The organism is Chitinimonas prasina (genome assembly GCF_030160395.1).
Classification (GTDB): Bacteria; Pseudomonadota; Gammaproteobacteria; order Burkholderiales; family Chitinimonadaceae; genus Chitinimonas; species Chitinimonas prasina.
This window is the reverse complement of sequence record NZ_BSOG01000002.1, coordinates 499,466-523,913: the sequence shown is the minus strand read 5'-3', so window position 1 is coordinate 523,913 and position 24,448 is coordinate 499,466. Positions and strand designations below refer to the sequence as shown.

The 24,448-nt window shown below is 59.3% G+C and carries 21 protein-coding genes; 16 read left to right on the top strand and 5 right to left on the bottom strand.

Annotation, left to right across the window (positions count from 1 at the left end; all coding sequences use genetic code 11):
* The first annotated feature begins 233 nt into the window (after positions 1-233).
* The 11 genes from flgB to flgL all read left to right on the top strand — a co-directional run bounded on the left by flgB (position 234) and on the right by flgL (position 12,925).
* Positions 234-647: a flagellar basal body rod protein FlgB gene (gene flgB / locus QQK16_RS09470; protein WP_284196211.1), complete on the top strand. Its 414-nt coding sequence runs from the start codon at positions 234-236 to the stop codon at positions 645-647.
* A 66-nt stretch (positions 648-713) separates the two neighbouring features.
* A complete protein-coding gene (gene flgC / locus QQK16_RS09465; protein WP_284196210.1) occupies positions 714-1,127 on the top strand; it encodes a flagellar basal body rod protein FlgC in 414 nt (137 codons plus the stop codon).
* Between the two features lie 15 nt (positions 1,128-1,142).
* Positions 1,143-1,817, top strand: a complete 675-nt coding sequence (locus QQK16_RS09460; RefSeq protein ID WP_284196209.1) for a flagellar hook assembly protein FlgD — start codon at positions 1,143-1,145, stop codon at positions 1,815-1,817.
* 68 nt (positions 1,818-1,885) lie between these two features.
* On the top strand, positions 1,886-3,904 hold the full coding sequence (locus QQK16_RS09455) for a flagellar hook protein FlgE (protein WP_284196208.1): 2,019 nt from the start codon (positions 1,886-1,888) through the stop codon (positions 3,902-3,904).
* A gap of 97 nt (positions 3,905-4,001) precedes the next feature.
* A complete protein-coding gene (flgF, locus tag QQK16_RS09450) occupies positions 4,002-4,739 on the top strand; it encodes a flagellar basal-body rod protein FlgF (RefSeq protein WP_284196207.1) in 738 nt (245 codons plus the stop codon).
* Between the two features lie 62 nt (positions 4,740-4,801).
* Positions 4,802-5,584 carry a flagellar basal-body rod protein FlgG gene (gene flgG, locus QQK16_RS09445; protein ID WP_284196206.1) on the top strand — a complete coding sequence of 261 codons (783 nt, stop codon included), beginning with the start codon at positions 4,802-4,804 and terminating at the stop codon, positions 5,582-5,584.
* A gap of 51 nt (positions 5,585-5,635) precedes the next feature.
* Positions 5,636-6,307 (top strand): flagellar basal body L-ring protein FlgH, encoded by a 672-nt coding sequence (locus QQK16_RS09440; protein ID WP_284196205.1) that lies wholly within the window; start codon positions 5,636-5,638, stop codon positions 6,305-6,307.
* 4 nt (positions 6,308-6,311) lie between these two features.
* A complete protein-coding gene (locus QQK16_RS09435) occupies positions 6,312-7,424 on the top strand; it encodes a flagellar basal body P-ring protein FlgI (protein WP_284196204.1) in 1,113 nt (370 codons plus the stop codon).
* Positions 7,425-7,628: 204 nt separating this feature from the next.
* A complete protein-coding gene (gene flgJ, locus QQK16_RS09430; RefSeq protein ID WP_284196203.1) occupies positions 7,629-8,534 on the top strand; it encodes a flagellar assembly peptidoglycan hydrolase FlgJ in 906 nt (301 codons plus the stop codon).
* 48 nt (positions 8,535-8,582) lie between these two features.
* On the top strand, positions 8,583-11,234 hold the full coding sequence (gene flgK, locus QQK16_RS09425) for a flagellar hook-associated protein FlgK (protein WP_284196202.1): 2,652 nt from the start codon (positions 8,583-8,585) through the stop codon (positions 11,232-11,234).
* Positions 11,235-11,263: 29 nt separating this feature from the next.
* Positions 11,264-12,925 carry a flagellar hook-associated protein FlgL gene (gene flgL / locus QQK16_RS09420; protein ID WP_284196201.1) on the top strand — a complete coding sequence of 554 codons (1,662 nt, stop codon included), beginning with the start codon at positions 11,264-11,266 and terminating at the stop codon, positions 12,923-12,925.
* Positions 12,926-13,005: 80 nt separating this feature from the next.
* Here flgL and dnaE read toward each other — a convergent pair whose 3' ends face one another.
* From dnaE to metG, 5 genes are all read right to left on the bottom strand, one after another.
* A complete protein-coding gene (gene dnaE, locus QQK16_RS09415; protein ID WP_284196200.1) occupies positions 13,006-16,434 on the bottom strand; it encodes a DNA polymerase III subunit alpha in 3,429 nt (1,142 codons plus the stop codon).
* 74 nt (positions 16,435-16,508) lie between these two features.
* Positions 16,509-16,784 (bottom strand): acylphosphatase, encoded by a 276-nt coding sequence (locus tag QQK16_RS09410; RefSeq protein ID WP_284196199.1) that lies wholly within the window; start codon positions 16,782-16,784, stop codon positions 16,509-16,511.
* Positions 16,781-17,467, bottom strand: coding sequence for an HAD family hydrolase (locus QQK16_RS09405; RefSeq protein ID WP_284196198.1), 687 nt, complete (start codon positions 17,465-17,467; stop codon positions 16,781-16,783). The genes QQK16_RS09410 and QQK16_RS09405 overlap by 4 nt, the downstream gene beginning before the upstream one ends.
* Positions 17,464-18,030 (bottom strand): GNAT family N-acetyltransferase, encoded by a 567-nt coding sequence (locus tag QQK16_RS09400; protein WP_284196197.1) that lies wholly within the window; start codon positions 18,028-18,030, stop codon positions 17,464-17,466. Before QQK16_RS09400 ends, QQK16_RS09405 begins: the two co-directional genes overlap by 4 nt.
* A gap of 104 nt (positions 18,031-18,134) precedes the next feature.
* The gene (gene metG / locus QQK16_RS09395; protein ID WP_308447024.1) at positions 18,135-20,168 is read right to left on the bottom strand and encodes a methionine--tRNA ligase; all 2,034 of its coding nucleotides are present in this window, start codon (positions 20,166-20,168) and stop codon (positions 18,135-18,137) included.
* Between the two features lie 101 nt (positions 20,169-20,269).
* Here metG and QQK16_RS09390 point away from each other — a divergent pair, with 101 nt between their 5' ends.
* The 5 genes from QQK16_RS09390 to QQK16_RS09370 all read left to right on the top strand — a co-directional run bounded on the left by QQK16_RS09390 (position 20,270) and on the right by QQK16_RS09370 (position 24,441).
* Positions 20,270-21,115: a 2OG-Fe(II) oxygenase family protein gene (locus QQK16_RS09390; RefSeq protein WP_284196195.1), complete on the top strand. Its 846-nt coding sequence runs from the start codon at positions 20,270-20,272 to the stop codon at positions 21,113-21,115.
* Positions 21,116-21,200: 85 nt separating this feature from the next.
* Positions 21,201-22,289, top strand: coding sequence for an iron-sulfur cluster carrier protein ApbC (gene apbC, locus QQK16_RS09385; RefSeq protein WP_284196194.1), 1,089 nt, complete (start codon positions 21,201-21,203; stop codon positions 22,287-22,289).
* Entirely contained in the window at positions 22,286-23,104 is an 819-nt protein-coding gene (locus QQK16_RS09380; protein ID WP_284196193.1) for a GNAT family N-acetyltransferase, read from the top strand. The genes apbC and QQK16_RS09380 overlap by 4 nt, the downstream gene beginning before the upstream one ends.
* Positions 23,105-23,107: 3 nt before the next feature.
* A complete protein-coding gene (dcd, locus tag QQK16_RS09375; protein WP_284196192.1) occupies positions 23,108-23,683 on the top strand; it encodes a dCTP deaminase in 576 nt (191 codons plus the stop codon).
* A 155-nt stretch (positions 23,684-23,838) separates the two neighbouring features.
* Positions 23,839-24,441 carry a peroxiredoxin gene (locus tag QQK16_RS09370; RefSeq protein WP_284196191.1) on the top strand — a complete coding sequence of 201 codons (603 nt, stop codon included), beginning with the start codon at positions 23,839-23,841 and terminating at the stop codon, positions 24,439-24,441.
* Positions 24,442-24,448: the final 7 nt, after the last annotated feature.

The window sequence follows — 24,448 nt, the reverse complement described above, 5'->3', positions numbered from 1 at the left end:
TTTTCAGTCAGAACAGGCCAGCCTTTGCGCTGGCCTGTTTGCATTTGGCAGCCCGGGCGGCATTTGCCGCTAACCCTTGGCGGCAGGCGGCAAGGCTTGCCGCCTGGCCGCTTGCCGTACCCAGGTACGATAGGGAAGGGATTGATTTTATGGTGAATCATGGCTTGGCATGCTGCGTGCTTTGCTGTTATCCGACAGGACCATAAAACAGCAATTCACTTCGTGAGGCCGCCATGATATCCAGGCTGAGTAACCACCTTGCTTTCAACGAAGCCGCGCTCAAGCTCAGGGCAACGCGGCAGGAAGTGATCGCCAGCAATATCGCCAATGCCGATACCCCGGGCTACAAAGCCCGTGATTTTGATTTTGCCCAGGCACTGGGCAATGCGGTATCGGCTCAGCGTGGCGCTGGGCAGGGCGTGGGGCTGGCAAGGACCGATAGCCGGCATCTGGCGGGTAAGACCAGCAGCACGCTGGAGGCTGAACTGATGTACCGCAACGATATACAGCCGTCGATCGATGGCAACACGGTGGACATGAACGTGGAAATGAGCAATTTCACCGACAATGCCATCCGCTATCAGGCTGGGCTGACTTTTCTGCAGCGCCGCATCGAAGGCTACAAGTCTGCATTGCAGTCGCAGTAAGCGCAGCGAGCAGAATCTAGTCTAGCGCCGCTAATTGGCCAGGCAGGAAAACAGGAGTAGTACAACATGTCTTTATTCCGCGTGTTTGATATTGCTGGGTCGGCCATGACCGCACAGTCAATACGACTGAATGCGACTGCCAGCAACTTGGCCAATGCAGAGAGCGCCACCAGCTCCACGGGGCAACCCTACCGTGCCAAGCAAGTGGTGTTTGCTGCCACCCAGCTCAATGCCGGGCAGCCCCAGGCAGTGGGGGTGACGGTTGCGGCCGTGTCGGAAGATCAGGCGCCGCCCAGATTGGTGTACGACCCCAAGAATCCGCTGGCAGATGGCAATGGCTATATCGCCATGCCCAATGTGAACGTGGTGGAGGAGATGACCAATATGATCTCCGCCTCGCGCTCCTACCAGACCAATGCCGACATGATGAATACCGCCAAGACCTTGCTGCAGCGGACGCTGCAACTGGGCCAGGCCTGATAGGGGACCGCCGCCATGACCACCACCACTGGCGTGACCAATAGTGCAGACCTGTTCGAGAGCATCAACAAGGCTCGCGACAATAAAAGCAAATCGCAGGAAACCCAGGATCGCTTCCTTAAGCTGCTGATTACCCAGTTGCAGAACCAGGATCCGATGAACCCCATGGATAGTGCGGAAAGCACCAGCCAGATGGCGCAAATGAGCACTGTTAGTGGGATAGAGAACATGAACGCCAGCATCACCAGCATGATGGCGACCTTCAATGCCGCCCAGAGTTACCAGGCAGCGGCGCTGATTGGCAAGACGGTGATGGTGGAAGGCGACACGATGCAGTTCGACGGCAGCAAGCCCGTCACTAATGAGATCGATGTGCCTGCCGAGGGCGGTGTGGTAACCGTTGCCATCTACGATGCCAGCAACAACAAGGTGGATGAGATACAGCTGGGTAAGCAGCCCGGTGGCCGCCAGGCGGTGGAGTGGGATGGCAAGGGAGCCAATGGTAATAGCCTGCCTGCCGGCAAGTACTACATTTCTGCCTCGGTGGCGCAAGCCAATGGCGGCAACAAGCAGATTCCAAGTTACACCTACGTCAAGGTCGACAGCGTGGCAATGACTGGCGGCACGGTCAATCTGCGGCTGACCGATGGCCGTGTACTGCCGTTTGGCGATGTCACCAGCATCATGTAATGCCCGCCGGCTGCAGCCGGTAAAGAATCAAACAGCGTAATCCGCAAGCGATATCCAGGAGTAACACCATGGGCTTCCAGCAAGGTTTGAGCGGTCTGAATTCCGCCTCCAAATTCCTCGACGTGGTCGGCAACAATGTGGCCAATGCCAACACCGTCGGCTATAAGGGATCGCGCGCCGAGTTTGCCGATATCTATGCCAACACCCTGGCTAGTACCAGTGTGCAGGTGGGCATTGGTGGCCGCACGTCGAATGTGGCCCAGCAATTTGCCCAGGGCAATATCAGCAGCACCAACAACCCCCTGGATATCGCCATACAGGGCAATGGCTTCTTCCGCCTGATAGACCCTTCCGGTAGCTATAGCTACAGCCGCAATGGTCAGTTCCAGCTGGATCGTGACGGCTACATCGTCAACAACGGCCAGAAGCTGGCTGGTTACATCGCCAACGAGAATAACCAGTTGCTGACCGGCAGCTCACCCGAGGCCATACAGGTACGCACCTCGAATATTGGTGCCCGCGCCACAGGCGGCTCTACCCTGGCCAATGCCGGCCTGACGGTGGGGATGAACCTGGACGCACGGGAAGACCTGATATCACGCGGCACCCAGACGGTATCCGTAACTGGAGCCCAGTTGCAGCAGGGGGCTGGCGTAGGAACCCAGATCGACTACCAGACCCGGGTGGCGGATCCCATGGGGCAGTTCCATTTGCTGAATGTGCGGCTGATCAATGTGGGTCCAGCCACCTGGAGTGTGCAGACCCAGCTGGATGGGGCTGGCTCGTTCACCAGCACGTCTACACCACTGGTCTTCACTCCCGGGGGGCAGCTGCAATCGGGCGCTACCCAGTCGGTGTCCTACCCCATAGGTTCGCCTGCTCCGGCATATGGCTCGACACCGTTCAACTTCAATCTGAATTTTTCCGGCATCCAGGAGACAGCTGCGCCTGTCAACGGCACCATCAGTGTCAGCGATGTGGGATCGAGCACCACGGTGTCGGTCTACAACTCCAATCTGGACGCCAATGACCCGGTCACCACGCCCCATGTCTACAACACGACATTCCGCGACCCCAATGGTGTCACCCATACGTTGGCCATTACCCTGACCAAGGCGGCCACCAATACCTGGACGGCGACCTATGATATCGATGGTGCCGGGCCGGTCTCCACCTTGCCTGACGGCGTCACCCCTATTCCGGCCGTGGTGTTCAATACCAACGGCCAGATCATTTCCGCTCCCATCATCCCGGCAACCTATACCTACCCGCCTGGGCCCTTTGGCGAGCCCGGCGGCCCGATGAACTTCAATCTCAGCTTGCAGGGTGTGACCCAGCGTGCGGGGGTGTTCACAGCCGGTTCGGTGGAGACCCGCAGCTCACCGGCGGTGAACCCGACGGACCCCAATACCTTTACCCACTCGACCTCGGCGGATGTGTATGACTCGCAAGGGGTAAGGCATACCTTGACCTTCTATATGACCAAGGTAGGGGTGAATGCCTGGGAGGTGCAGACGAGCTTTGATGGGGCAACACCAGTACTGCAACCGGGCTATGTGACCTTTGATTCCGCCGGCAAGATGAATGGTGGCACGAGCTTTGCATATACCTCTCCTATACCGTCACCGAGCGGTGCGCAGACGCCCTTGGCGTTTACCACCTTCCTGACGGGAACAACACAGTTCGGCAACCAGTTCGGTGTGAATGAACTGAGCCAGGATGGTTATGCAGACGGCAATATCACGGGTCTGTCGATAGGCAAGGATGGTCTGATACTGGGCCGTTACTCCAACGGCCAGAACCGCACGATAGGCCAGATAACGCTGTTCAACTTTGCCAACCCGCAGGGTTTGCAGCCTTTGGGCGATAACCGTTGGGCAGAAAGCTACGCGTCCAACCAGGCGCGGATTGGTACGCCGGGTACGAGTGACTTTGGCGCCTTGCAGTCGGGCGCGGTCGAGGATTCCAATATCGACCTGACCAAGGAACTCGTGGACATGATTACCGCGCAACGGTCCTACCAGGCCAATGCGCAAACGATCAAGACGCAGGACCAGTTGCTCCAGACCATGGTCAACCTGCGTTAACGCCTCAGAGCCGACCTAGCGCTCTCCGCGCGGATCGTTAAACGACCGGCAAGGTTTACCGGGCAACCGGCGAGCTTTGCCGCTCTGGGAGAGTTGCATGGATCGGCTTATCTACACGGCCATGACAGGGGCGAAGCACGCCAGTCTGCAGCAGGCCACCGTCGCCAACAACCTGGCCAACGCCACCACGCCTGGCTTCAAGCAGGAGTTGGCGGCGTCTCGCGCCGTGCAAGCCGTCGGCGGCACCGGATACCAGACCCGCAGCTATACGCTGGAACAGACAATAGGTTCGGATTTCAGCCCTGGCTCCCTGCAGACCACCGGACGTGAGCTGGATATCGCCATCACGACCGAGGGTTTGTTCGCAGTCCAGACTGGCAATGGCGAGGCCTATACCCGCAACGGTAGCCTGGAAATCGACGCGACGGGCCTGCTCAAGACCCGCGAGGGCTATCCCGTGCAGGGCGATGGCGGCCCCATCATCATTCCCGAAAACAGCATCGTGACCTTTGGCAAGGACGGCACGATCACTGCTGCACCGGCCAATGACCCTGCGCAGAGCAATGAGATAGGCCGCATCAAGCTGGTGAGGCCAGACGAGCTGCAGCTGGAACGTGGCAGCGATGGGTTGTTCAGGCTGCGCGATGGTCAGCCAGCCCAGGTCGACGCCAGCGTACAGATGACCAATGGCGCGCTGGAGGCCAGCAACGTCAATGCGGTGGATCAACTGGTGAAAATGATTGATTACCAGCGCAACTACGATCTTCAGGTACGAATGTTGCAAACAGCTGATCAGAACGCCAAGGCTGCCGCACAGATCATGGCCGTAAGCTAAGCCGCCAGCCAGTACCAGCAAGATACGAAAAAAACGACAGGAAAGACGAAAGGATAGCCGCCATGATGCGCTCTCTGTGGGTTGCCAAGACAGGCATGGACGCGATGCAGATGAACATCGACGTCATCTCCAATAACCTGGCCAACGTCAATACCAACGGCTTCAAGCGTAGCCGGCCGATTTTTGAAGATCTGCTGTACCAGACGCTGCGCCAGCCAGGCGGCGCGACCAGCCAGCAGACACAACTGCCCACGGGACTGCAGCTGGGTACCGGGGTCAAGCCGGTTGCTACAGAGCGCATCCACACCCAGGGCAATCTGCAGCTGACCGACAATCCCTACGATATTGCCATCAATGGCCGCGGCTTCTTCCAGATCGAGATGCCGGACGGCACCATAGGCTATACCCGGGATGGTGCCTTTCAGTTGAATAATCAGGGGGTAATCGTTACGGCTGAAGGCTACCCCTTGCAAGGCAACATCACCGTACCGGAAGGTGCTTTGCAGTTTGGTGTCAGCCGTGACGGCATAGTGACCGCCTTGCAGGCTGGGCAGACCCAGGCTACCCAGATAGGCACGATACAACTGGCGACCTTCATCAACCCGGCCGGTTTACAGAGCGTGGGCGAGAACCTCTATCTGGAGACCGCGGCATCTGGTGCGCCGCAGGCCGGTACGCCGGGACAGACAGGCCTGGGTGTGCTCAACCAGCAGTATGTTGAAACCTCCAACGTCAACATCACCGAAGAGCTGATCAATATGATCCAGGCGCAGCGGGCCTTTGAGATCAATTCGCGCTCCATCCAGACTTCGGATCAGATGTTGCAGAAGCTGACACAGCTGTAAACCACGTACGTGAACCAATGGCATAAGCAAAATACTGACAGGAGCCTGGCCATGATACGTAACACCTTCAGCCTGATTGCCGTGTTGTTGCTCAGCGCTTGCGCCAGCAGCATCCCACCGACCATCGTCACCCAACCGACCAGTGTACGGCCCATGGCGCAGCCGCAGGTTGCGGCAGGGCGGGGCAGCATCTACCAGGCGGCAACGGCCCGCTCGCTGTTTGAGGACAGGCTGGCCCGGCATATGGGTGACAACCTGACGGTGCTGATTGAAGAACAGATCAACGCCAGCAGCAATTCTGCCAATAAGGCCGAGCGGACCAGCGAGAACAGTACCGAGGTGGATGTCAATGCCAGCTCGAACTTCTTCCGAGGCATATTGGGCGGACTGGCGCTCGATACGCAGTCAACCAACAAGCATGATGGCAAGGGCACAGCCAGTTCCAGCAACAGCTTCCGTGGGCAGATCACAGCACAGGTGGTGGATGTGCTGGCCAATGGCAACTTGGTGATAGCCGGCGAGAAGCAGGTCAATATCCGTGGCGAAATCAGTTATTTGCGAGTATCGGGCATCGTCAACCCGGCCGATGTGAAAGCGGGCAATATGGTATCCTCAAACAAGATTGCCGAGGCCCGCATAGAAGAAATGGGCAGCGGTACGATTGCATCCGCCGACCGTGCCGGCTGGCTGCAGCGATTCTTCTTCAGCTTCCTGCCATTCTGACCCGATGCTTCTAAACCGTACCGCAGTCCGCCTGATAGCCTGTCTACTCCTGGCCCTTGGCTGCAGTACGGTTTACGCCCAGAAAATCAAGGAGCTGGCCAGCATAGGCGGGGTCAGGCCCAACCAGTTGATAGGCTACGGCATCGTGGTGGGCCTCGATGGTAGCGGTGACCAGACCACACAGACACCGTTTACCGTGCAGAGCGTCATCAATATGCTCACCCAGCTGGGGGTGCAATTGCCCCCAGGGACCAGTCTCCAGCTCAAGAATGTGGCGGCAGTGACCGTAACCGGTACCTTGCCGCCCTATTCACGTTCAGGTCAGGCCATTGATGTCACCGTGTCATCGATAGGCAATGCCAAGAGCTTGCGCGGTGGCATGCTGCTGATGAGCCCGCTCAAGGGGGCGGATGGCCAGGTTTACGCCATTGCTCAGGGCAATGTGATCGTGGCGGGTGCGGGCGCATCGGCCGGGGGCTCCAGCACCCAGGTCAACCAACTGGCGGTAGGGCGCATACCCAATGGTGCTACGGTGGAGCGCGAAGTGCCTGGTGGCGTAGGCGAGGGCGACTACATCACGCTGGCGCTGCATGATGCGGATTTCAGCACCGCCAGCAAGGTTGCGCAGGTCATCAATACCGGTATGGGGGCGTCTACCGCCCGTGCGCTGGATGCCCGCACCATACAAGTTCGCGCACCACAGGACCCCGACGCACGTGTCAGCTTCATGGCCAAGCTCGAGAACCTGAACGTGATTCCGGCAGATGCGGTGGCCCGCGTAATCATCAATGCCCGTACTGGGTCGGTGGTCATGAACAAGGCAGTAACGCTGGAGCCGTGTGCGATATCGCACGGTAACCTGACGGTGACCATCTCGGCCAAGAATGAAGTCAGCCAACCCAAGCCGCTATCCGGCGGCGATACCCAGCCGGTACAGAATGCCGATGTGGAAGTGAAGGCGGAAAAAGGCGGCGTGACGGCAGTGCCGCGTAGTGCTTCGCTCAACGAAGTGGTGCGCGCGCTTAACCAGATAGGTGCCACGCCGCAGGATCTGCTGGCCATACTGCAGGCCATGAAATCTGCTGGTGCGCTGAAGGCGGATCTGGAAGTGATCTGACCCCCAAACCGCGTAGTAGAGGAGGGCGCCTTGGCGCCCTTTTTTGTTGCCATTTGCTGCAGGTGGCAGTTCTTGCCGCCCACCTGGTCTGATGATTGGAATTGCCCATTATTTTCAGTTCAAGCTATTGAATTGTATAGGTAATATAGTCAGGCATCATCTTTGCTTTGTCTGGTTCGAGCCTACTCGAAACCGACAAGCGCCATGCAACTCACTGCCAACCCCACTGATGCCAGCCTCAACGCCAAGCTCGCGATAGATGCGCAGGCTGTGGGTGATCTGCGCGCCCGGCTAGCCAAGGACCCCAAAGGGGCTGCACGCGAGGTGGCGGGTCAGTTCGAGAAGATGTTTCTCGACATGGTGATGAAATCCATGCGTGACGCGACACCCAAGTTTGATGAGCTGGAAAGCAGCACGGTGGGCATGTTCCAGTCCATGTATGACCAGCAGCTATCGCAGAACATGACCAGCGGTGCTGGTCGTGGCCTGGGGCTGGCAGATTTGATCGCCGCCCAGATAGAGCGGATGAACAACCCCGAAAGCTTGCAGATCATGCAGCGCAGCCCCGCGCGCGGTAGTTGGGGGGGCAATGCGGCGGCTAACGTGGCGGCAAAGCTTGCCGCTCCGGTTGCGGCAGTGGCTGGCGATGCCGGCGAGTTCATAGGCGACATCGGCCAGTCTGCCCTTGCCGCTGCGCAATCGCTGGGTTTGTCGCCCCATTTGATGCTGGCACATGCCGCATTGGAAAGCGGCTGGGGCAAGAAACCCATAGTCGATGCCCATGGCAACAACAGCCACAACCTGTTCGGCATCAAGGCTGGCCGGGGTTGGGCAGGCAAGACCACGGACATTACCACCACCGAATACGTAGATGGCGTAGCGCAGAAGCGGGTGGAACGTTTCCGTGTCTACGACAGCTATGCCGAAGCCTTTGCCGATTACGCACGCCTGCTGTCTTCGCGCTATGGCGATGCGGCGCAGGCCGGTGCAGATGCCAAGGTCTTCGGCAAGGAACTGCAAGCAGGTGGCTATGCCACCGACCCGGCTTATGCCGACAAGCTGGCCCGCGTGGCTGAGCACCCGGCGCTGAAGGCCTATAAGGCTGCCTGAGCAATAACGATAGACGTGCCGACACATGGGCGGCAGAGGTAGGAAATCATGGGTAACGGTATTTACGGCATCGCAGTATCGGGTCTGAAGGCGGCTCAAATTGGGCTGACCACCACCAGCCACAATATCGCCAATGCCAGCACACCCGGCTACAACAGGCAGGTGATCAGCCAGAGCGCGGTAGAGCCCACGCCCACCGGCGGTGGCTTCCTGGGCCGTGGCGCACAGGTCGATACCATTACGCGTATCTACAACGAGTTTGTTGGCCGTCAGGTGCAGACAGCACAGGCGCAGGCCGGGTACCTGACCAACCTCAAATCCCACCTGGCTGATCTAGACAATCTGCTGGCCGACCCTTCTGCCGGTTTTTCGCCCTCGTTGCAGGACTTCTTCACCGGTGTGCAGACGGTGGCCAATAACCCGCAGGATGTGACCGCACGGCAATCCTTATTGGGCTTGGCTGAATCCATGATCACCAAGCTGCAGACGGTGGATTCGCGCATGCAGACGCTGCGCAGCGATGTGAATACCGAGATTCAGGCCACGGTAGGCAATATCAACTCCATCACCGGCCAGATTGCCCACCTGAACGACCAGATCATCCTGTCCACCACGGTGGGTAACAACCTGCCCAATGACTTGCTGGACAAGCGTGATCATCTGGTCACCCAGCTGAACCAGTACGTCAAATCCACGGTCATCAAGCAGACCGATGGCAGCTACAACATCTTTATCGGCAATGGCCAGAACCTGGTGGTGGGCAACCGCTCGTTCACCTTGGGCGCCGTGCAGGCGGTGGATGATCCATCCCGCCTGGATGTGGCCTACCAGCAGTTTGGCGTGACTGCTGTCATTCCTTCCGAGATGATTACCGGCGGCTCCTTGGGCGGCGTGCTGGAATTCCGCAAGGAAGTGCTGGATGTCTCGCAGAATTCCCTTGGCCGGGTGGCGCTAGCGCTGGCGCAGACCTTCAACGAGCAGCACCGCAAGGGGCAGGATCTGAACGGCCAATATGGCGGCAATTTCTTCCAGTTCCCCACCGAACGCATTAGCGCCCAGCCACGCGTAGGTGGCAACCAGGTGAGCCTGACGGCTGAGCTGACATCGGTACGTCCCTTCGTCGAGAGTGATTACAATATCGCGCTGGACAATACCGGCACCAACTACACCATCACCCGGCTGACTGATGGGCAAACCGCCACTGTCAGCCTGGCATCGGGCGAGCTGACCAGCGCCACTGGCTTCACCGCCTTTGGTGTCCGCTTCAAGCTGGAGATCAACCCCAATGTGAACCCACCTACCGGCCCTGATCTGCTGGCTGGCGAGAATGTAGGCATCAGCTTCAGGCCCGCCGCCTCCGAAGTGATCGCCAATGGACGGAACCAAGGCAATGCCGATCTGCAGGTCTCGATATCCGATATCAGCAAGCTGACCACCAGCGATTACGAATTCATCTTTGACGGCCCAGATTACCGGGTAGTGCGCAGGGAGGATGGCGCCCAGTTCAATATCAATGCTTCGGCCTGGGCCAACCCGCCTATCGAGATTGATGGCCTGTCCTTCCGCATCAATGCCGGCAATATGGTGGCGGGGGATCGCTTTACGGTACTGCCTACCCGTGGCTTTGCCGATGAGATGACGGTGATGATCAAGGATACGGCCAAGGTGGCGGCAGCGGCCCCCATCCGTACCTCATCAGATACCTTCAGCATCGCCTCGTCGGCCAATGCCGCCAACACCGGTGGCGCGCTGATCAACAGCGTATCGGCTTCAGTGGCGGCACAGGGTGGGGTGGCGGCCAAGAAGATCGAGATACTGTTTACGGCTGCGGGCACCTTTGATATCCGCGATGCCAACACGGGTACCGTGCTGGCAGCCAACCAGACTTACACCTCCGGTAACAACATCAGCTACAACGGTTGGACCGTGCAGATTACCGACGGTGGCGGCCCACCTGTCGCCGGTGACCGCTTCGTGATAGACCCGCGCAAGAACACCGGGACGGCCAATATATCGGCTGGCGTGGTCACCACCATGCCCATCAACACCGATATGAAGACGCCGGTGGCGATACGGTTCGAAACGGCGACCCGCTTCAACCTGGTGAACCCAAGCACTGGCGAGGTGATCGACCCGGCAACCGGCAACCGCTTCCAGCCTAATACCGGCAATATTGTCGATCGCAGCGGCAATATCGTGTCGGGTGGCAACAGCCTGGACCCGGCTACCGGCAATGTGGTGGATGGCGGTATGACCGTGCAGTTCAGCTCACAGGCCTATACCTCGAACGGCAATATCTCCTACAACGGCTGGACCGTGCAGATCACCGGCGTGCCCGCAGCCCGGGATACCTTCCTGGTCGAACCCAACACCGGCGGCAAGGCCGATTCCCGCAATATGCTGGCGCTGGGCAAGCTGCAGACTACCAATATCCTTAGCGGAGGCACGGCCAGCTACCAGGGTGCATACAGCAAGCTGGTAGCCGATGTGGGCGTGCGCGCCAACCAGGTCAATATCAACGAGGCGGCTCAATCCCAGCTGTTGATGCAGTCGCAAACCAAGCTGGCAGAAGCGTCAGGGGTCAATCTCGATGAGGAGGCATCAAATCTGCTTATCTACCAGCAGGCCTATCTGGCATCGAGCCGGGTAATCCAGATTGCCCAGAAGGCATTCGAGGAAGTCCTGAACATAGGCCGTTAAGCAGCGATTGATCTGCAGGAGTAAATAGCATGCGTGTCGCCACCAGTTCCATCTACAACCTGGGCGTGTTCAATATGAACAATCGCCAGGTTGATCTGTTCAAGCTGCAGAATCAACTATCGACTGGCCGCAAGATATTGACGCCTTCGGATGACCCGGTGTCCTCGGCCCGTTCGCTGGATCTGACCCAGGCGACACGGCAGAACGAGCAGTACGTCACCAATGTGAAGTACGCCAATGACACCATGGCACTGACCGAGGCCAATCTGCAGCATGCTATCGGCGTCATACAGGATATCCAGCAACTGGCGGTGCAGTCGGGTGCTACCACGCTGACCAATGCCGAGAAGCGTATGGTGGAGGCCGACATCCGTGGCAAGTACCAGGAGTTGCTGGGGCTGGCGAATACGACGGATGGCAACGGGCTGTACCTGTTTGCCGGCTTCAAGGGCGATACCAAGCCATTCAATGAGCAAGGCTACGGCAATGTGCGCTATGACGGCGACCAGGGCCAGCGCGCAGTTCAGGTGTCGCCATCGCGGCAGATACCGGTATCGGATTCCGGATCGGATATCTTCGTCAAGATCAAAAATGGCAACGGCACCTTTACGACTGCGCAGACCCAGCCTGAATTGCCGCGTACGATCAGGGTGGGCGATGGCGGTTCCATCCAGTTTTCGCGTGATCCGGCGGGGGGCTTCGTGGCATCAGACTACCGGGTGGACTGGGACAGTGTCAGTGGCAACTACACTATCACCCGGGCGGATGGCGCTACCACGGTAGCGTCGCATGCTGCGCTGGTGGGCGGTGTGTCTGCCCTGGGCATGGTGATTACGGCGCAAGGCAACCAGCCTACCGCCGTGAACGGTACGGCAACCTTCGATGCCAAGCTGCAGGCCAACGGCGGCACTGGGGTTGTCAGCCCCGGCGTGGTGACCGACCCGGTAAAGTGGGCCAATCCGCTCAACAACCAGAACTACCGGGTGCAGTTCCACTCGGTGCCGGACCCGAACAATCCGGCCAAGATGCTGACCAGCTACGACATCATCGACAACGATACGGCCTCGGCCAACTACAACACCTCCTTGATTGACGGCTGGAATTACACCACCAGCACCGCCAGTGCCGCCAATCCGACGGCAACCCGCACCGACAGCGCCGGCAACCCCAATAGCTTTCCGCGCAAGTACGCGGCAGGTTCGGACATCATTTTTTCCCAGCAGACCGGTGAAACTGGTGCGCTGTACCCTGGATGGGATTTTGGCGGCAAGATGTCGGTGGATGGCGTACCCAAGGATGGTGACAGCTTCAGCCTGGAAGCCAGCCGCGACTATGACCTGTTCAGCACCATAGGCGATTTCTCGGCCGCGCTGGAGCGCTACGAGGAGACCAATCTGGGCGGCGCCACTTTCCAGAACAAGCTCAATACGACCTTGTCCAATCTGGATAACGCCCTTACCCGTATCCTGACCATACAGGCGGGCATAGGCTCAAGGCAGAAAGAGGGCGAGTCGGTGCAGAGCACCAACGAAGACCTCAATGTGCAGTACAAGACCACTATCTCCAAGCTGACCGACCTGGACTACGCCCAGGCTATCAGTGACTTTACCCAGACCCAGACCTATCTGGATGCAGCACGCAAATCGTTCTCATCGATACAGAATCTGTCGCTGTTCCAGTACATCAGCTAACTGATGGCCAAGACAGGCAAAAGCCGCAGCATCGTGCTGCGGCTTTTGCTTTTGTACATCGTGCTGTCGTGGTCTTTGGTCTAGAACTGTACTTTCACGGATTCATCCCCCAGCCAGCCACGCAGTTCAGCCAGCAGCTCGTCTCGCAGCGTTACCCGCCATTCCTCGCCCAACTGCAAGGCGCAGGCGGCGGCATTGTTGCGGTAGTCGATACGGATGGGGCAGTCACCACCGGCAAAAGGCTCCACCAGTCTGCGCAGGCGTGCCGGGTCGGCATTGCCATTGACGCCCAGCCTCAAGGCTTGGGCAAAACGGCTACGTGCTTCGGCCAGATCGAGTATGCGTTCGGCAATGATACGAACGCCGCTGCCACCACCGTAGCTGTCTTCACTGACCTTGGCCTCGATTACCAGCAGGCTGTCCACACTGAGCTTGTGACGGGCATCGTCGAATACCTCGGAATAGACCATGACATCACGCTTCATGGTGGCGTCGTCCAGCGTGATAAAGGCCATCTTGCCTCGCTGGCCTATCTTGGTGCGCACTTCCAGCACGACGCCGGTAATCCATTGCGGGCTTTTGCTGGGCACCAGCCTCGCCAGCTCGTTCTTGGCGAAGGGACGCACGAACCTGGCCTGGGCCGTAAACGGATGCCCGGAGAGATAGAAGCCGATGGCAGTCTTCTCTTCGGTCAGCTTGACCGTCTCATCCCAGCGCGGCACCTCCACCAGTTGCATCAGGTGTTCCGGCTCGGGCTCGAACGCATCGAACAGGCCGCCTTGATTGGCGTTGGCCGCGGCCTGCTCGGCAGCTTCCAATGCCAGGCCCACGGTGGCCAGCAGGCTTGCGCGGTGATCGCTGAGGCTGTCGAACGCGCCACCCCGTATCAGGGATTCAATGACACGGCGATTGACGATACGCTTGTCGGTACGGTGACAGAAATCGAACAGGTCCTTGAACGGGCCGTTTTTTTCGCGCTCGGCCACAATGTATTCCACTGCAGCTTCGCCCGTACCCTTGATGGCGCCCAAGGCGTAGCGAATCTCGCTACGAGAGACGGGCAGGAAGCGGTAAACACTGTGATTGACATCGGGTGGCAGGAATATCAGCTTGTTGGCCAGGCAGTCGTCATAGAAGAACTGCAACTGGTCGGTGTTGTCCAGTTCGGTGGACATGGTGGCAGCCATATAGGCTGCACAGTGGTGGGCCTTGAGCCAGGCCGTGTGATAGGCCACCAAGGCATAGGCGGCAGCGTGCGACTTGTTGAAACCATAGCCGGCGAACTTCTCCATGTAGTCGAAGATTTCGTTGGCCTTGGCCTCGTCTATGTTGTTCTTGCCAGCGCCCTCGACGAACATGGCGCGCTGCGCCACCATCTCCTCGACCTTCTTCTTACCCATGGCACGGCGCAGCAAGTCGGCGCCGCCCAATGAGTAACCGCCACAGACCTGGGCCGCCTGCATCACCTGCTCCTGGTACACCATGATGCCGTAGGTGGGGGCCAGCACAGGTTCCAGCAGGGGGTGCAGATATTCAAAGCGTTCGCCGTGCATACGGCGGGTAAAGTCCGGAATCAGGTCCATCGGGCCTGGGCGGTACAAGGCGACGAAGGCGATAATTTCTTCAAACTGCTTGGGGCGGGCGTCCACCAGCATTTTCTTCATGCCGCTGGATTCAAACTGGAACACGGCCGTGGTATTGCCGCTGGCAAAGATCTTGTAGGCGGGCGCGTCATCCAATGGCAACTTGGCAACGTCCACGTCCTCGCCGGTCAACTGCTTGATGTAGCGTTGCGCCAGTTCGATGATGGTCAGGTTACGCAGACCCAGAAAGTCGAACTTCACCAGGCCGACCTGTTCCACATCGTCCTTGTCGTATTGCGACACGGGCGAGGCATCCTCGCCGCTGGCTATATAGAGTGGGCAGAAGTCGGTCAGCTTGCCAGGGGCAATCAGCACACCGCCGGCGTGCATCCCGATACCGCGTGTCAGGTCTTCCAGCTTTTCGGCCAGTTCCAGCAGCTCGCCAGCGTCTTCGGCATCGATCAATTCCTTGATCTGCGGTTCCATCTCCATGGCCTTGGAGAGCGAGACGGGCTTGTTGGCTTCCAGCGGAATAAGCTTGGACAGGCGGTCGCACAGGCCAAAGGGCAGATCCAGTACCCGGCCAACGTCGCGTACCACGGCCTTGGACGACATGGTGCCGAAGGTGGCAATCTGGCTGACGGCCTCCACCCCGTACTTGCGGCGAGTGTATTCGATCACGCGCCAGCGATTTTCCTGGCAGAAGTCCACATCGAAGTCGGGCATGGATACCCGCTCCGGATTCAGGAAACGTTCGAACAGCAGGGCGTACTTGAGTGGATCGAGATCGGTGATGTTGAGTACATAGGCCACCAGCGAGCCGGCGCCCGAACCCCGGCCTGGCCCCACGGGACAGCCATTCTGCTTACCCCAGTTGATAAAGTCGGCCACGATCAGGAAGTAGCCAGGGAAGCCCATCTTGATGATGGTGTCGCACTCGAACTTGAGGCGGGCATCGTATTCCGGGCGGCGGGCAAGGCGCTCCGCCTCGTCGGGATACAGATGCAACAGCCGCGCCTCCAGCCCCTGTTTGGCCTCTTGCACCAGGAAGTCATCGAGAGTCATACCCTCGGGCACCGGGAACAGCGGCAGGTAGTTCTTGCCCAGCACAACGGTAAGGTTACAGCGTCGACCTATTTCTACCGTGTTGGCCAAGGCTTCCGGCACATCGGCAAACAGGGCGGCCATTTCGTCCGGGGTCTTGAAGTACTGCTCTTCGGTATAGAGTTTGGGCCGACGCTTGTCGGCCAGGACGTAGCCTTCGGCAATACAGGTACGGGCTTCGTGTGCCTTGAAGTCGTCCTTGTCCAGAAACTGTATGGGATGGGTGGCCACCACCGGCAGATCCAGCTCGCTTGCCAGCAGCAGGGCGCCCTGTACGGCGGTTTCCCACTTGGGGTCGCCTGTGCGCTGCAGTTCCAGGTAGTAGCTATCGGGGAAATGCCTGGCCCACCAGGCCACCAACGCCTTGGCGCTATCGAGGTTGCCGTTCAGCAGGGCCTGGCCGACATCACCTAGGTGGGCGCCTGACAATGCGATCAACTGGCTATTGTCGCCACCCTCTAGCCAGGCACGCTTGAGTTCGGCGCGGCCCCGGTACTGGTTGTGGCGATAGGCCTCGGTAATCAGCTCGCACAGGCGGCCATAGCCATCACGGTTCTTGGCGATCAGCAGGGCGCGGAAGGGCTTGTCGCGATCTTCCTCGTTCTCGATGAATACATCCACGCCGGCTATGGGCTTGAGGCCACTGCCACGGGTTGTCTTGTAGTGCTTGATCATGCCGAACAGGTTCATCAGATCGCTGATGCCCAGGGCTGGCATATTGTGTTGCTTGGCCCGCTTTACCGCGTCATCAATACGGACAATGCCATCGGTGACGGAATACTCGGAATGCAGGCGGAGATGAATAAATGCAGGAGACGTCATCCCCCAATTTTACCTGCCGGGGGGAGGTCAGTGATGGTCTGGGCCGGAAAAAATAGCGGTTGACGCAAGTGGCATCAGGCCGTGGGCAGGCGCAGAAAGCGGGTTTCGTGAGTGGGGGAGGTGTCGGTGACCTCTACCTTGCTGACCTGGGCATGGGCTGGGCCACGATGTGCCCAATCTACCAAGGCCTGCACGGCATCGGCCGGGCCTTGCGCATGGGCTTCCACCGTGCCGTCCAGGCGATTGCGCACCCAGCCTGCCAGGCCCAGTAGTTGGGCCTGGTCTTCCATGGCATAGCGATAGCCCACGCCTTGTACCCGGCCATGGACGCGCAGCAACCGGGCGATCATGCGCCTTGCTCGCAAGGGGTATAGCGCGCACGTAGCAACGTGTGGGCATCGGTCAGGGAGCCGACGATGCGGTGTCCCAGTGCGATGACCTCAGGGCTGGGGGGCTTGAGGTCGGGTACCTGTATGGGGGTCATGCCTGCCGCGAGGGCGGCACGCACGCCGGGTTCGGAGTCTTCCAGCACCAAGCAATGCTGCGGCGCAACGCCCAGCAGGTTGGCTGCCTTGAGGTAGATATCGGGCGCAGGCTTGGGGTGCTCGATATCGCTGCCAGTGACGACGATCGGGAAAAACCGGATCAAGCCGCTGCGGTGCAGCTTCTGGTCGGCCCGCTCACGCCGGGTGGAGGTGGCCACGGCGCGGGGGACGCCCAGATCCGTCAGCCATTGCAGTAGTTCGATGATGCCAGGCTTGAGCGGCAGGCCTTGTTCGACCTTGTCGTGGTAGAGGCGATCGGTGGTCTCGCCCAGGGTGCGGATATCCAGATCAGGCCGGCGCTCGCGCAAGAGGGCTATGCAGAGCTTTTCATGTAGACCCACCATGGCATGCAGCAGATCCTCCTCCAGCGTGACACCATGGATATCGGCCGCTTCCAGCCAACAAGCCATGACCGCCTTTTCGCTGTCTATCATCAGGCCGTCCATATCGAACAGCACGGCGGCTGGAGTGAAGTCCAATTTCATCATGGTTGCGATGCCTGTTTGACAGCCGGCCACTCATGGGCCAGCAGAGAGTAGCTATCAAGGTCGTGGAACTTGCCGCCCCAATAGCCTTGCTGCCGATGCCGGCCTTCGTATTGAAAGCCCAGTCCCCGCACCAGCCTGACCGAGGCATGGTTGTCTGGGTGTATCTCGGCCTGGATGCGATTGAGTGCCATCTGGTCCACACCGTAGTCGAGCAAGGTTTGCAGCGCTTCCTGCATATAGCCATGACCCCAGTAGGGGCGGCCAAGTTCATAGCCCAACACACAATTGCGCCAACCACGGTTCCAGCGGAACAAGCCCGCCGTACCCATGAACACACCGCTTTGACGGTGGACTATGCCCCAGCGGGTGCCGGGATTGGGCTGAGTGCGCCAGTTGGCGAACATCTCGATCAGCTGCAGCGCCTGCTGGCGATCCTGCATGGGGTCGGCACCAAACCAGCGCATGACCTCGGGGTCACTCTGGATGGCGAAGAGGGCATCGGCGTCGCGGACGGTGATTTCCCGCAACAACAGGCGCGTGCTGCCAAGAAGAGGGAATTGCATAGGCTTGCCTGCCCGACAGGCCGGCTCCATGGTGTTGCTGTTGAGGCTTCACAGCCAGCCTGCCATCGCCTTGGTGGGCGGTGGCAGGCTGCGGTTTGGCTGTACTAGCTGACTCGCATGCCCGGCTGTGCACCACTATCCGGGCTCAGCAGGTAAATGCCGGGGTTTTCACCGCTGGCAGCCAGTACCATGCCTTCAGACAGGCCAAACTTCATCTTGCGCGGCGCCAGGTTGGCCACCATCACCGTCAGGCGGCCCACCAAGTCTTCAGGCTTATAGGCCGACTTGATACCGGAGAACACATTGCGGGTGTGGTCGCCCAGATCCAGGGTCAGCTGCAACAGCTTCTCGGCACCTTCAACATGCTTGCAGTCGATGATCTTGGCGATGCGCAAGTCTATCTTGCCAAAGTCGTCGATGTTGATGGTGGGGGCAATCGGCTCTATGGCGGATTTGGCGGGTGCGGCCGCTTCGGTGGCAGGTGCCAGGCTTTGCTTGTTTGCTTCTACCAGGGCCTCGACCTGCTTGGGATCGATACGGGTCATCAGGTGGCTGTAAGGCTTGATCTCGTGGCCCAGCAACAGGGTCTGGGCATCATGCCATTGCAAGGGGGCCACATTGAGGAAGGCCTCAACGTCAGCCGCCAGCTTGGGCAGGACAGGCTTGAGGTAGATGGTCAGCAGGCGGAACAGGTTGATCAGTAGCGAACAGGCAGCATGCAGTTCGGCATCCTTGCCTTCCTGCTTGGCCAGCTCCCACGGCTTGACCTGATCGACGTACTGGTTGACCTCGTCAGTCAGCGCCATGACTTCGCGCAGCACACGGCTGTATTCGCGCGCCTCCAGCCCCTCTGCCAAGTCGGTGGCGGCAGCCTGCAGGCGGCTAACCAGCGGGCTGTCTGGCAGGCTGCTGGCCAGCTTGCCGCCAAAGCGCTTGCTGATGAAACCGGCTGCACGGCTGGCGATATTGATGTATTTGCCAACGAGGTCGCTGTTGACGCGGGCAACGAAGTCGCTCAGCGACAGATCGGCATCCTCGATGCCACTGCCCAGCTTGGCGGCGTAGTAGTAGCGCAGCCATTCGGGGTTGAGGCCAACATCCAGGTAGCTCTTGGCGGTAATGAAGGTGCCGCGCGACTTGGACATCTTTTGTCCGTCCACCGTCAGGAAGCCGTTGACATTGATGGCAGTGGGCGTGCGATGACCCGAGTATTCGAGGATGGCGGGCCAGAACAGGGCGTGGAAGTAGAGTATGTCCTTGCCGATGAAGTGGTACAGCTCGGCGCTCGAATCCTTGCCCCAGTAGGCGCCAAAATCCTCGCCGATGCGATCGAACAGGTGCTTGGTGGCAGCCATGTAGCCAATAGGCGCATCCAGCCAGACATAGAAGTACTTGCCTGGCGCATCGGGAATCTCGAAGCCGAAGTAGGGCGCGTCACGGCTGATGTCCCAGTCCTGCAGGCCAGCCTCGAACCATTCGCCCATCTTGTTGGCGGCCTCCTTTTGCAAGCGGCCCGGTTGGCGTGTCCAGTCAGCCAGGAAATCGCGGCAATCGGACAGCTTGAAGAAATAATGCTCGGACTCACGCAGCTCAGGTGTGGCGCCAGAGACGGCCGAGTAGGGGTTCTTCAGTTCGGTAGGGGCATAGGTGGCGCCGCAGACCTCGCAGTTGTCACCGTACTGGTCGCGTGCGCTGCACTTGGGACACTCGCCTTTGACGAAGCGGTCCGGCAGAAACATCTGCTTTTGCGGATCGTACAACTGGCTGATGGTCTTGACCGCGATCTTGCCGTCGGTTTTGAGTCGGCGGTAGATGCTGCCAGCCAGTTCCTTGTTCTCCGGCGAATTGGTGGTGTAGAACTCGTCGAAGCCAATATGGAAACCGGCAAAGTCGGCCACGTGCTCGTCATACATCTTGGCGATGAAGTCTTCGGGCGTCATGCCCTGCTTCTCCGCATTGATCATGATGGGCGTGCCGTGGGTGTCGTCGCCGCAGACGTAATGCACTGTATTGCCTCGCATCTTCTGGAACCGCACCCAGATGTCGGCCTGAATATAGCCGACCAGGTGGCCGAGGTGGATGGCGCCATTGGCGTAGGGCAAAGCATTGGTGACGAGTATCTTGCGGGCGGACACGATTCAATCCTGTCTATCAAAACGTACACGGAAGCTGGCGATTATAGCTGAACGGCTTAAAATACCCGGCCTGCTACATCACATAAAAGCGTTAAACCTGCTCCATGAATGTTCAAACCGTTGATTATTGTGCCCATGATGCTCCGGGCCGCTTTGTACAATCCCTGCGCGAGACCGGTTTTGCCGTGCTGGTGCGTCATCCGCTGCCGCCTTGGCTGATCAGCGGCATCTATCGTGACTGGCTGCAATTCTTCGAATCGGGTGAAAAAGAACCCTGGCGCTTCAGCCGTGACACGCAGGACGGATGGTTTCCGCCCGATGTCTCTGAGACGGCCAAGGGCCGCAGCCAGCGCGACCTGAAAGAGTTCTACCACGTCTACACATGGGGCCGCATACCGCCAGAGCTGCGCACCGATGCCTTGTCCTATCACGGCACTGCCAACGCCCTGGCTGCCGAACTGCTGGGGTGGATAGAGGCAGCCTTGCCGACCGAGGTGTCTGGCAAGCTGAGTGAGCCCTTGTCGACCATGATAGATCGCAGCCCCAATACCTTGCTGCGGGTGCTGCGCTATCCACCGCTCAGCGGCGACGAGCCGGCTGGTGCGTTGCGTGCGGCAGAGCATGAAGACATCAACCTGATCACGCTGCTGCCATCCGCCACCGGACCGGGCCTGGAAGTGCGCGATCGCCAGGGCAACTGGCATGCCGTGCCGTATGAGACGGGCGCACTGGTAGTGAACGTGGGCGATATGCTGCAAGAGGCGACGCAGGGCTGGTTGCCTTCCACTCCGCATCGGGTGGTGAACCCGACGGGCGCGGATGCGGCCGAATCGCGTATTTCGCTGCCATTGTTCTTGCACCCGCGCGACGAAGTGGTCTTGTCTGAGCGTCATACCGCCCGCACCTATCTGGATGAGCGGTTGCGTGAGCTGGGTATCAAGCGCGCATAAGGGCTGGCTGGATACGTAGCGCGAAGTTTGAGGGGACGCGGGCATGGATGCCCGGTCCCGATATTTGAATGGAAGAAGGCAAGCAATGACGACCGAAACCGACCTGCTCGACAAGCTGAAAACCTGCGTCGATAGCGACACGGGCCGCGACTATGTCGCCATGAAGGCGGTGCGCGATCTGCGACTGGAAGGGGAGCAGGTTAGCCTGACCATCGCCTTGCCCTATCCGGCACGCAGCCGGCATGCCGAGATGGCGGCTCAGGTGGAAGCGGCGCTCAAGACGGTGCCGGGTGTGGTCGGTGTCGCCGTCAAGGTCGAAGCCAGGATAGAGGCCCACACGGTGCAGCGCGGCCTGACGCCGCTGCCAGGGGTCAAGAACGTGATCGCTGTGGCCAGTGGCAAGGGCGGAGTGGGTAAATCCACCACGGCCGTGAATCTGGCGCTGGCCCTGGCGGCAGAAGGTGCCCGTGTGGGTTTGCTGGATGCCGATATCTATGGCCCCTCACAGCCCCTGATGTTGGGCCTGCAAGGGCAGAAGCCGGAGTCACCGGACGGCAAGTCCATCCTGCCCATGCAGGCTCATGGCATACAGGCCATGTCCATCGGTTTTCTGATTGATGCCGAGCAGCCCATGGTCTGGCGCGGCCCCATGGTTACCCAGGCCTTGATGCAGCTGCTCAACGATACCCGCTGGGACAATCTCGACTACCTGCTGATCGACCTGCCGCCGGGCACCGGCGACATTCAGCTGACCCTGTCGCAGAAAGTACCGGTGACCGGCGCCGTCATCGTGACCACGCCGCAGGACATCGCCTTGCTGGATGCCCGTAAGGGGCTGAAGATGTTCGAAAAGGTTGGCGTGCCGGTGACAGGCGTGGTCGAGAACATGGCCATGCATATCTGTTCCAACTGTGGCCATGTGGAGGCGATCTTCGGTGAGGGCGGCGGTGGCCGCATGGCCGTCGAATATGGCGTGGAGCTGCTGGGCCAACTGCCGCTGGAGCTGTCGATACGCCTGGCCACTGACCAGGGCAAGCCCAGCGTGGCGGCGGAGCCGGACGGCAAGGTGGCGGCGCTTTACAAGGCGATTGCCCGCAAGGTGGCGGTCAAGGTGGGCGAAAAGGCCAAGGATTTCTCCGCCAAGCTGCCGAAGATCGTGATCCAGAATACATGATGGATCTGAGCCAATCACTGGTGGATGCCACAGCGATGATTTTCCATCGCTTTGAGGGCGTCGTGCGCGACAGGGGCGACTACCTGTGCATTACCACGCCTGGCAATCCCACCTTTTACTGGGGCAATTATCTGTTGTTTGCCCAGGCGCCAGGGCAGGGTGTGCTGGCGGATTGGGAAGCGCTTTTTATTGCTGACATAGCAGCAGAGCAGCCACAATCCCGCCATCGCTGCTTTGCCTGGCTGGGCGGGCCCGGTGAGCAGGCGCAGTTTCTGCTGGCGGGCTACAAGGTCTATGCCTCGCAAGCACTGGCTTGCAGCCGGCCAAGCAAGGCGCCAGACATGAATCAGCAAGTACAGGTGCGCCCCCTGGTGAGCGAGACGGACTGGCAGGCCGCTATCGCGGTACAGGTGGCCAGCCGTGATGAGAGCCAGGAGCAACAGGCTTACGAGACGTTCAAGACCGCCCAGTTCGCTACCTATCGCAGTATGGTGGCGGCAGGGCTGGGGCAACGCTATGGGGCCTTTGCCGGCGACACCCTGGTGGCTGAACTGGGGATATTCATGGGTGAGGATGGTCTGGCACGCTACCAGAATGTCTGCACACACCCAGACTGGCGTCGCCAGGGCATGGCAAAACGCCTGGTTTACGAGGCGGGGCACCAGGCCATAGCTGAATTTGGTGCGACTAAGCTGGTGATCGTGGCTGATGAAGAAGGCCCCATCCAGCTCTACCGCAGTGTGGGTTTTGCGCCGGTTGGAGTAGCCTATGGCGTGGATAAGGCGCCGCCTGCGGCGCAGGACAAGGAAAACTAGAGTATGAGCATTAAATCCGACCGCTGGATACGCAAGATGGCCGAACAGCACGGCATGATAGAGCCGTTCGAGCCGGGCCAGGTCCGCTATGTGAACGATCAGAAGATCGTTTCCTATGGCACCTCCAGCTATGGCTACGACATCCGTTGCGCCGACGAATTCAAGCTATTCACCAACCTGAACAGCACGGTGGTGGACCCCAAGAATTTCGATGAGAACAGCTTTGTCGATGTTTCCGGTAAGGGCTATTGCATTATTCCACCCAACAGCTTTGCGCTGGCGCGCACGGTGGAGTATTTCCGCATTCCCCGCAATGTGCTGACCATCTGCCTGGGCAAGTCGACCTATGCCCGTTGCGGCATCATCGTCAATGTCACGCCTTTCGAGCCGGAGTGGGAGGGGTATGTGACGCTGGAGTTCTCCAACACCACCCCCTTGCCGGCCAAGATCTACGCCGATGAAGGTTGCGCTCAGGTGTTGTTCCTGGAGGCCGATCCTGACGACATATGCGAAACGTCGTACAAGGATAGGGGCGGCAAGTACCAGGGTCAGGTTGGCGTGACGCTGCCAAAGACCTGACGTGCTGGTGTGGTTGGGTGTAAGCTTTTTCTCCAATGCCTCGTGAACTTTGATAGCTAAATACTATCGAAACATTCTGCTTTTTAAATTGGACGCTGTAGGGCTTAGCGCCTACAGTTGATCGTCTTTTTGCAACCCATTTCCGGAGAACCTCTATGGCCGTCCTCGTTAACAAGCAAGCCCCCGATTTCACCGCAGCTGCCGTCCTGGGCAATGGCGAAATCGTTGAGAACTATAGCTTCAGCGCCGCCACCAAGGGCAAGTACGCCGTTGTGTTCTTCTACCCGCTGGACTTCACTTTTGTCTGCCCGTCGGAACTGATCGCCTTTGATCACCGCCTGGAAGAATTCAAGAAGCGCAATGTGGAAGTGATCGGCGTGTCCATCGACAGCCAGTTCAGCCACAGCGCCTGGCGCAACACCCCGGTGGACAAGGGCGGTATCGGCCCGGTTGGCTACACCCTGGTGGCCGACATCAAGCACGATATCGTCAAGGCTTATGATGTCGAGCACGCTGATGGCGTGGCGCTGCGCGGCTCCTTCCTGATCGACAAGAGCGGCGTTGTGCAACACCAGGTGGTCAACAACCTGCCGCTGGGCCGCGATATCGACGAAATGCTGCGTGTGATTGATGCCCTGCAGTTCACCGAAGAGCACGGCGAAGTCTGCCCGGCTGGCTGGAACAAGGGCAAGGCCGGCATGAAGGCTGATGCCGCTGGCGTGGCCAAGTATCTGGCTGAAAACGCTGGTCAGCTGTAAGACATTG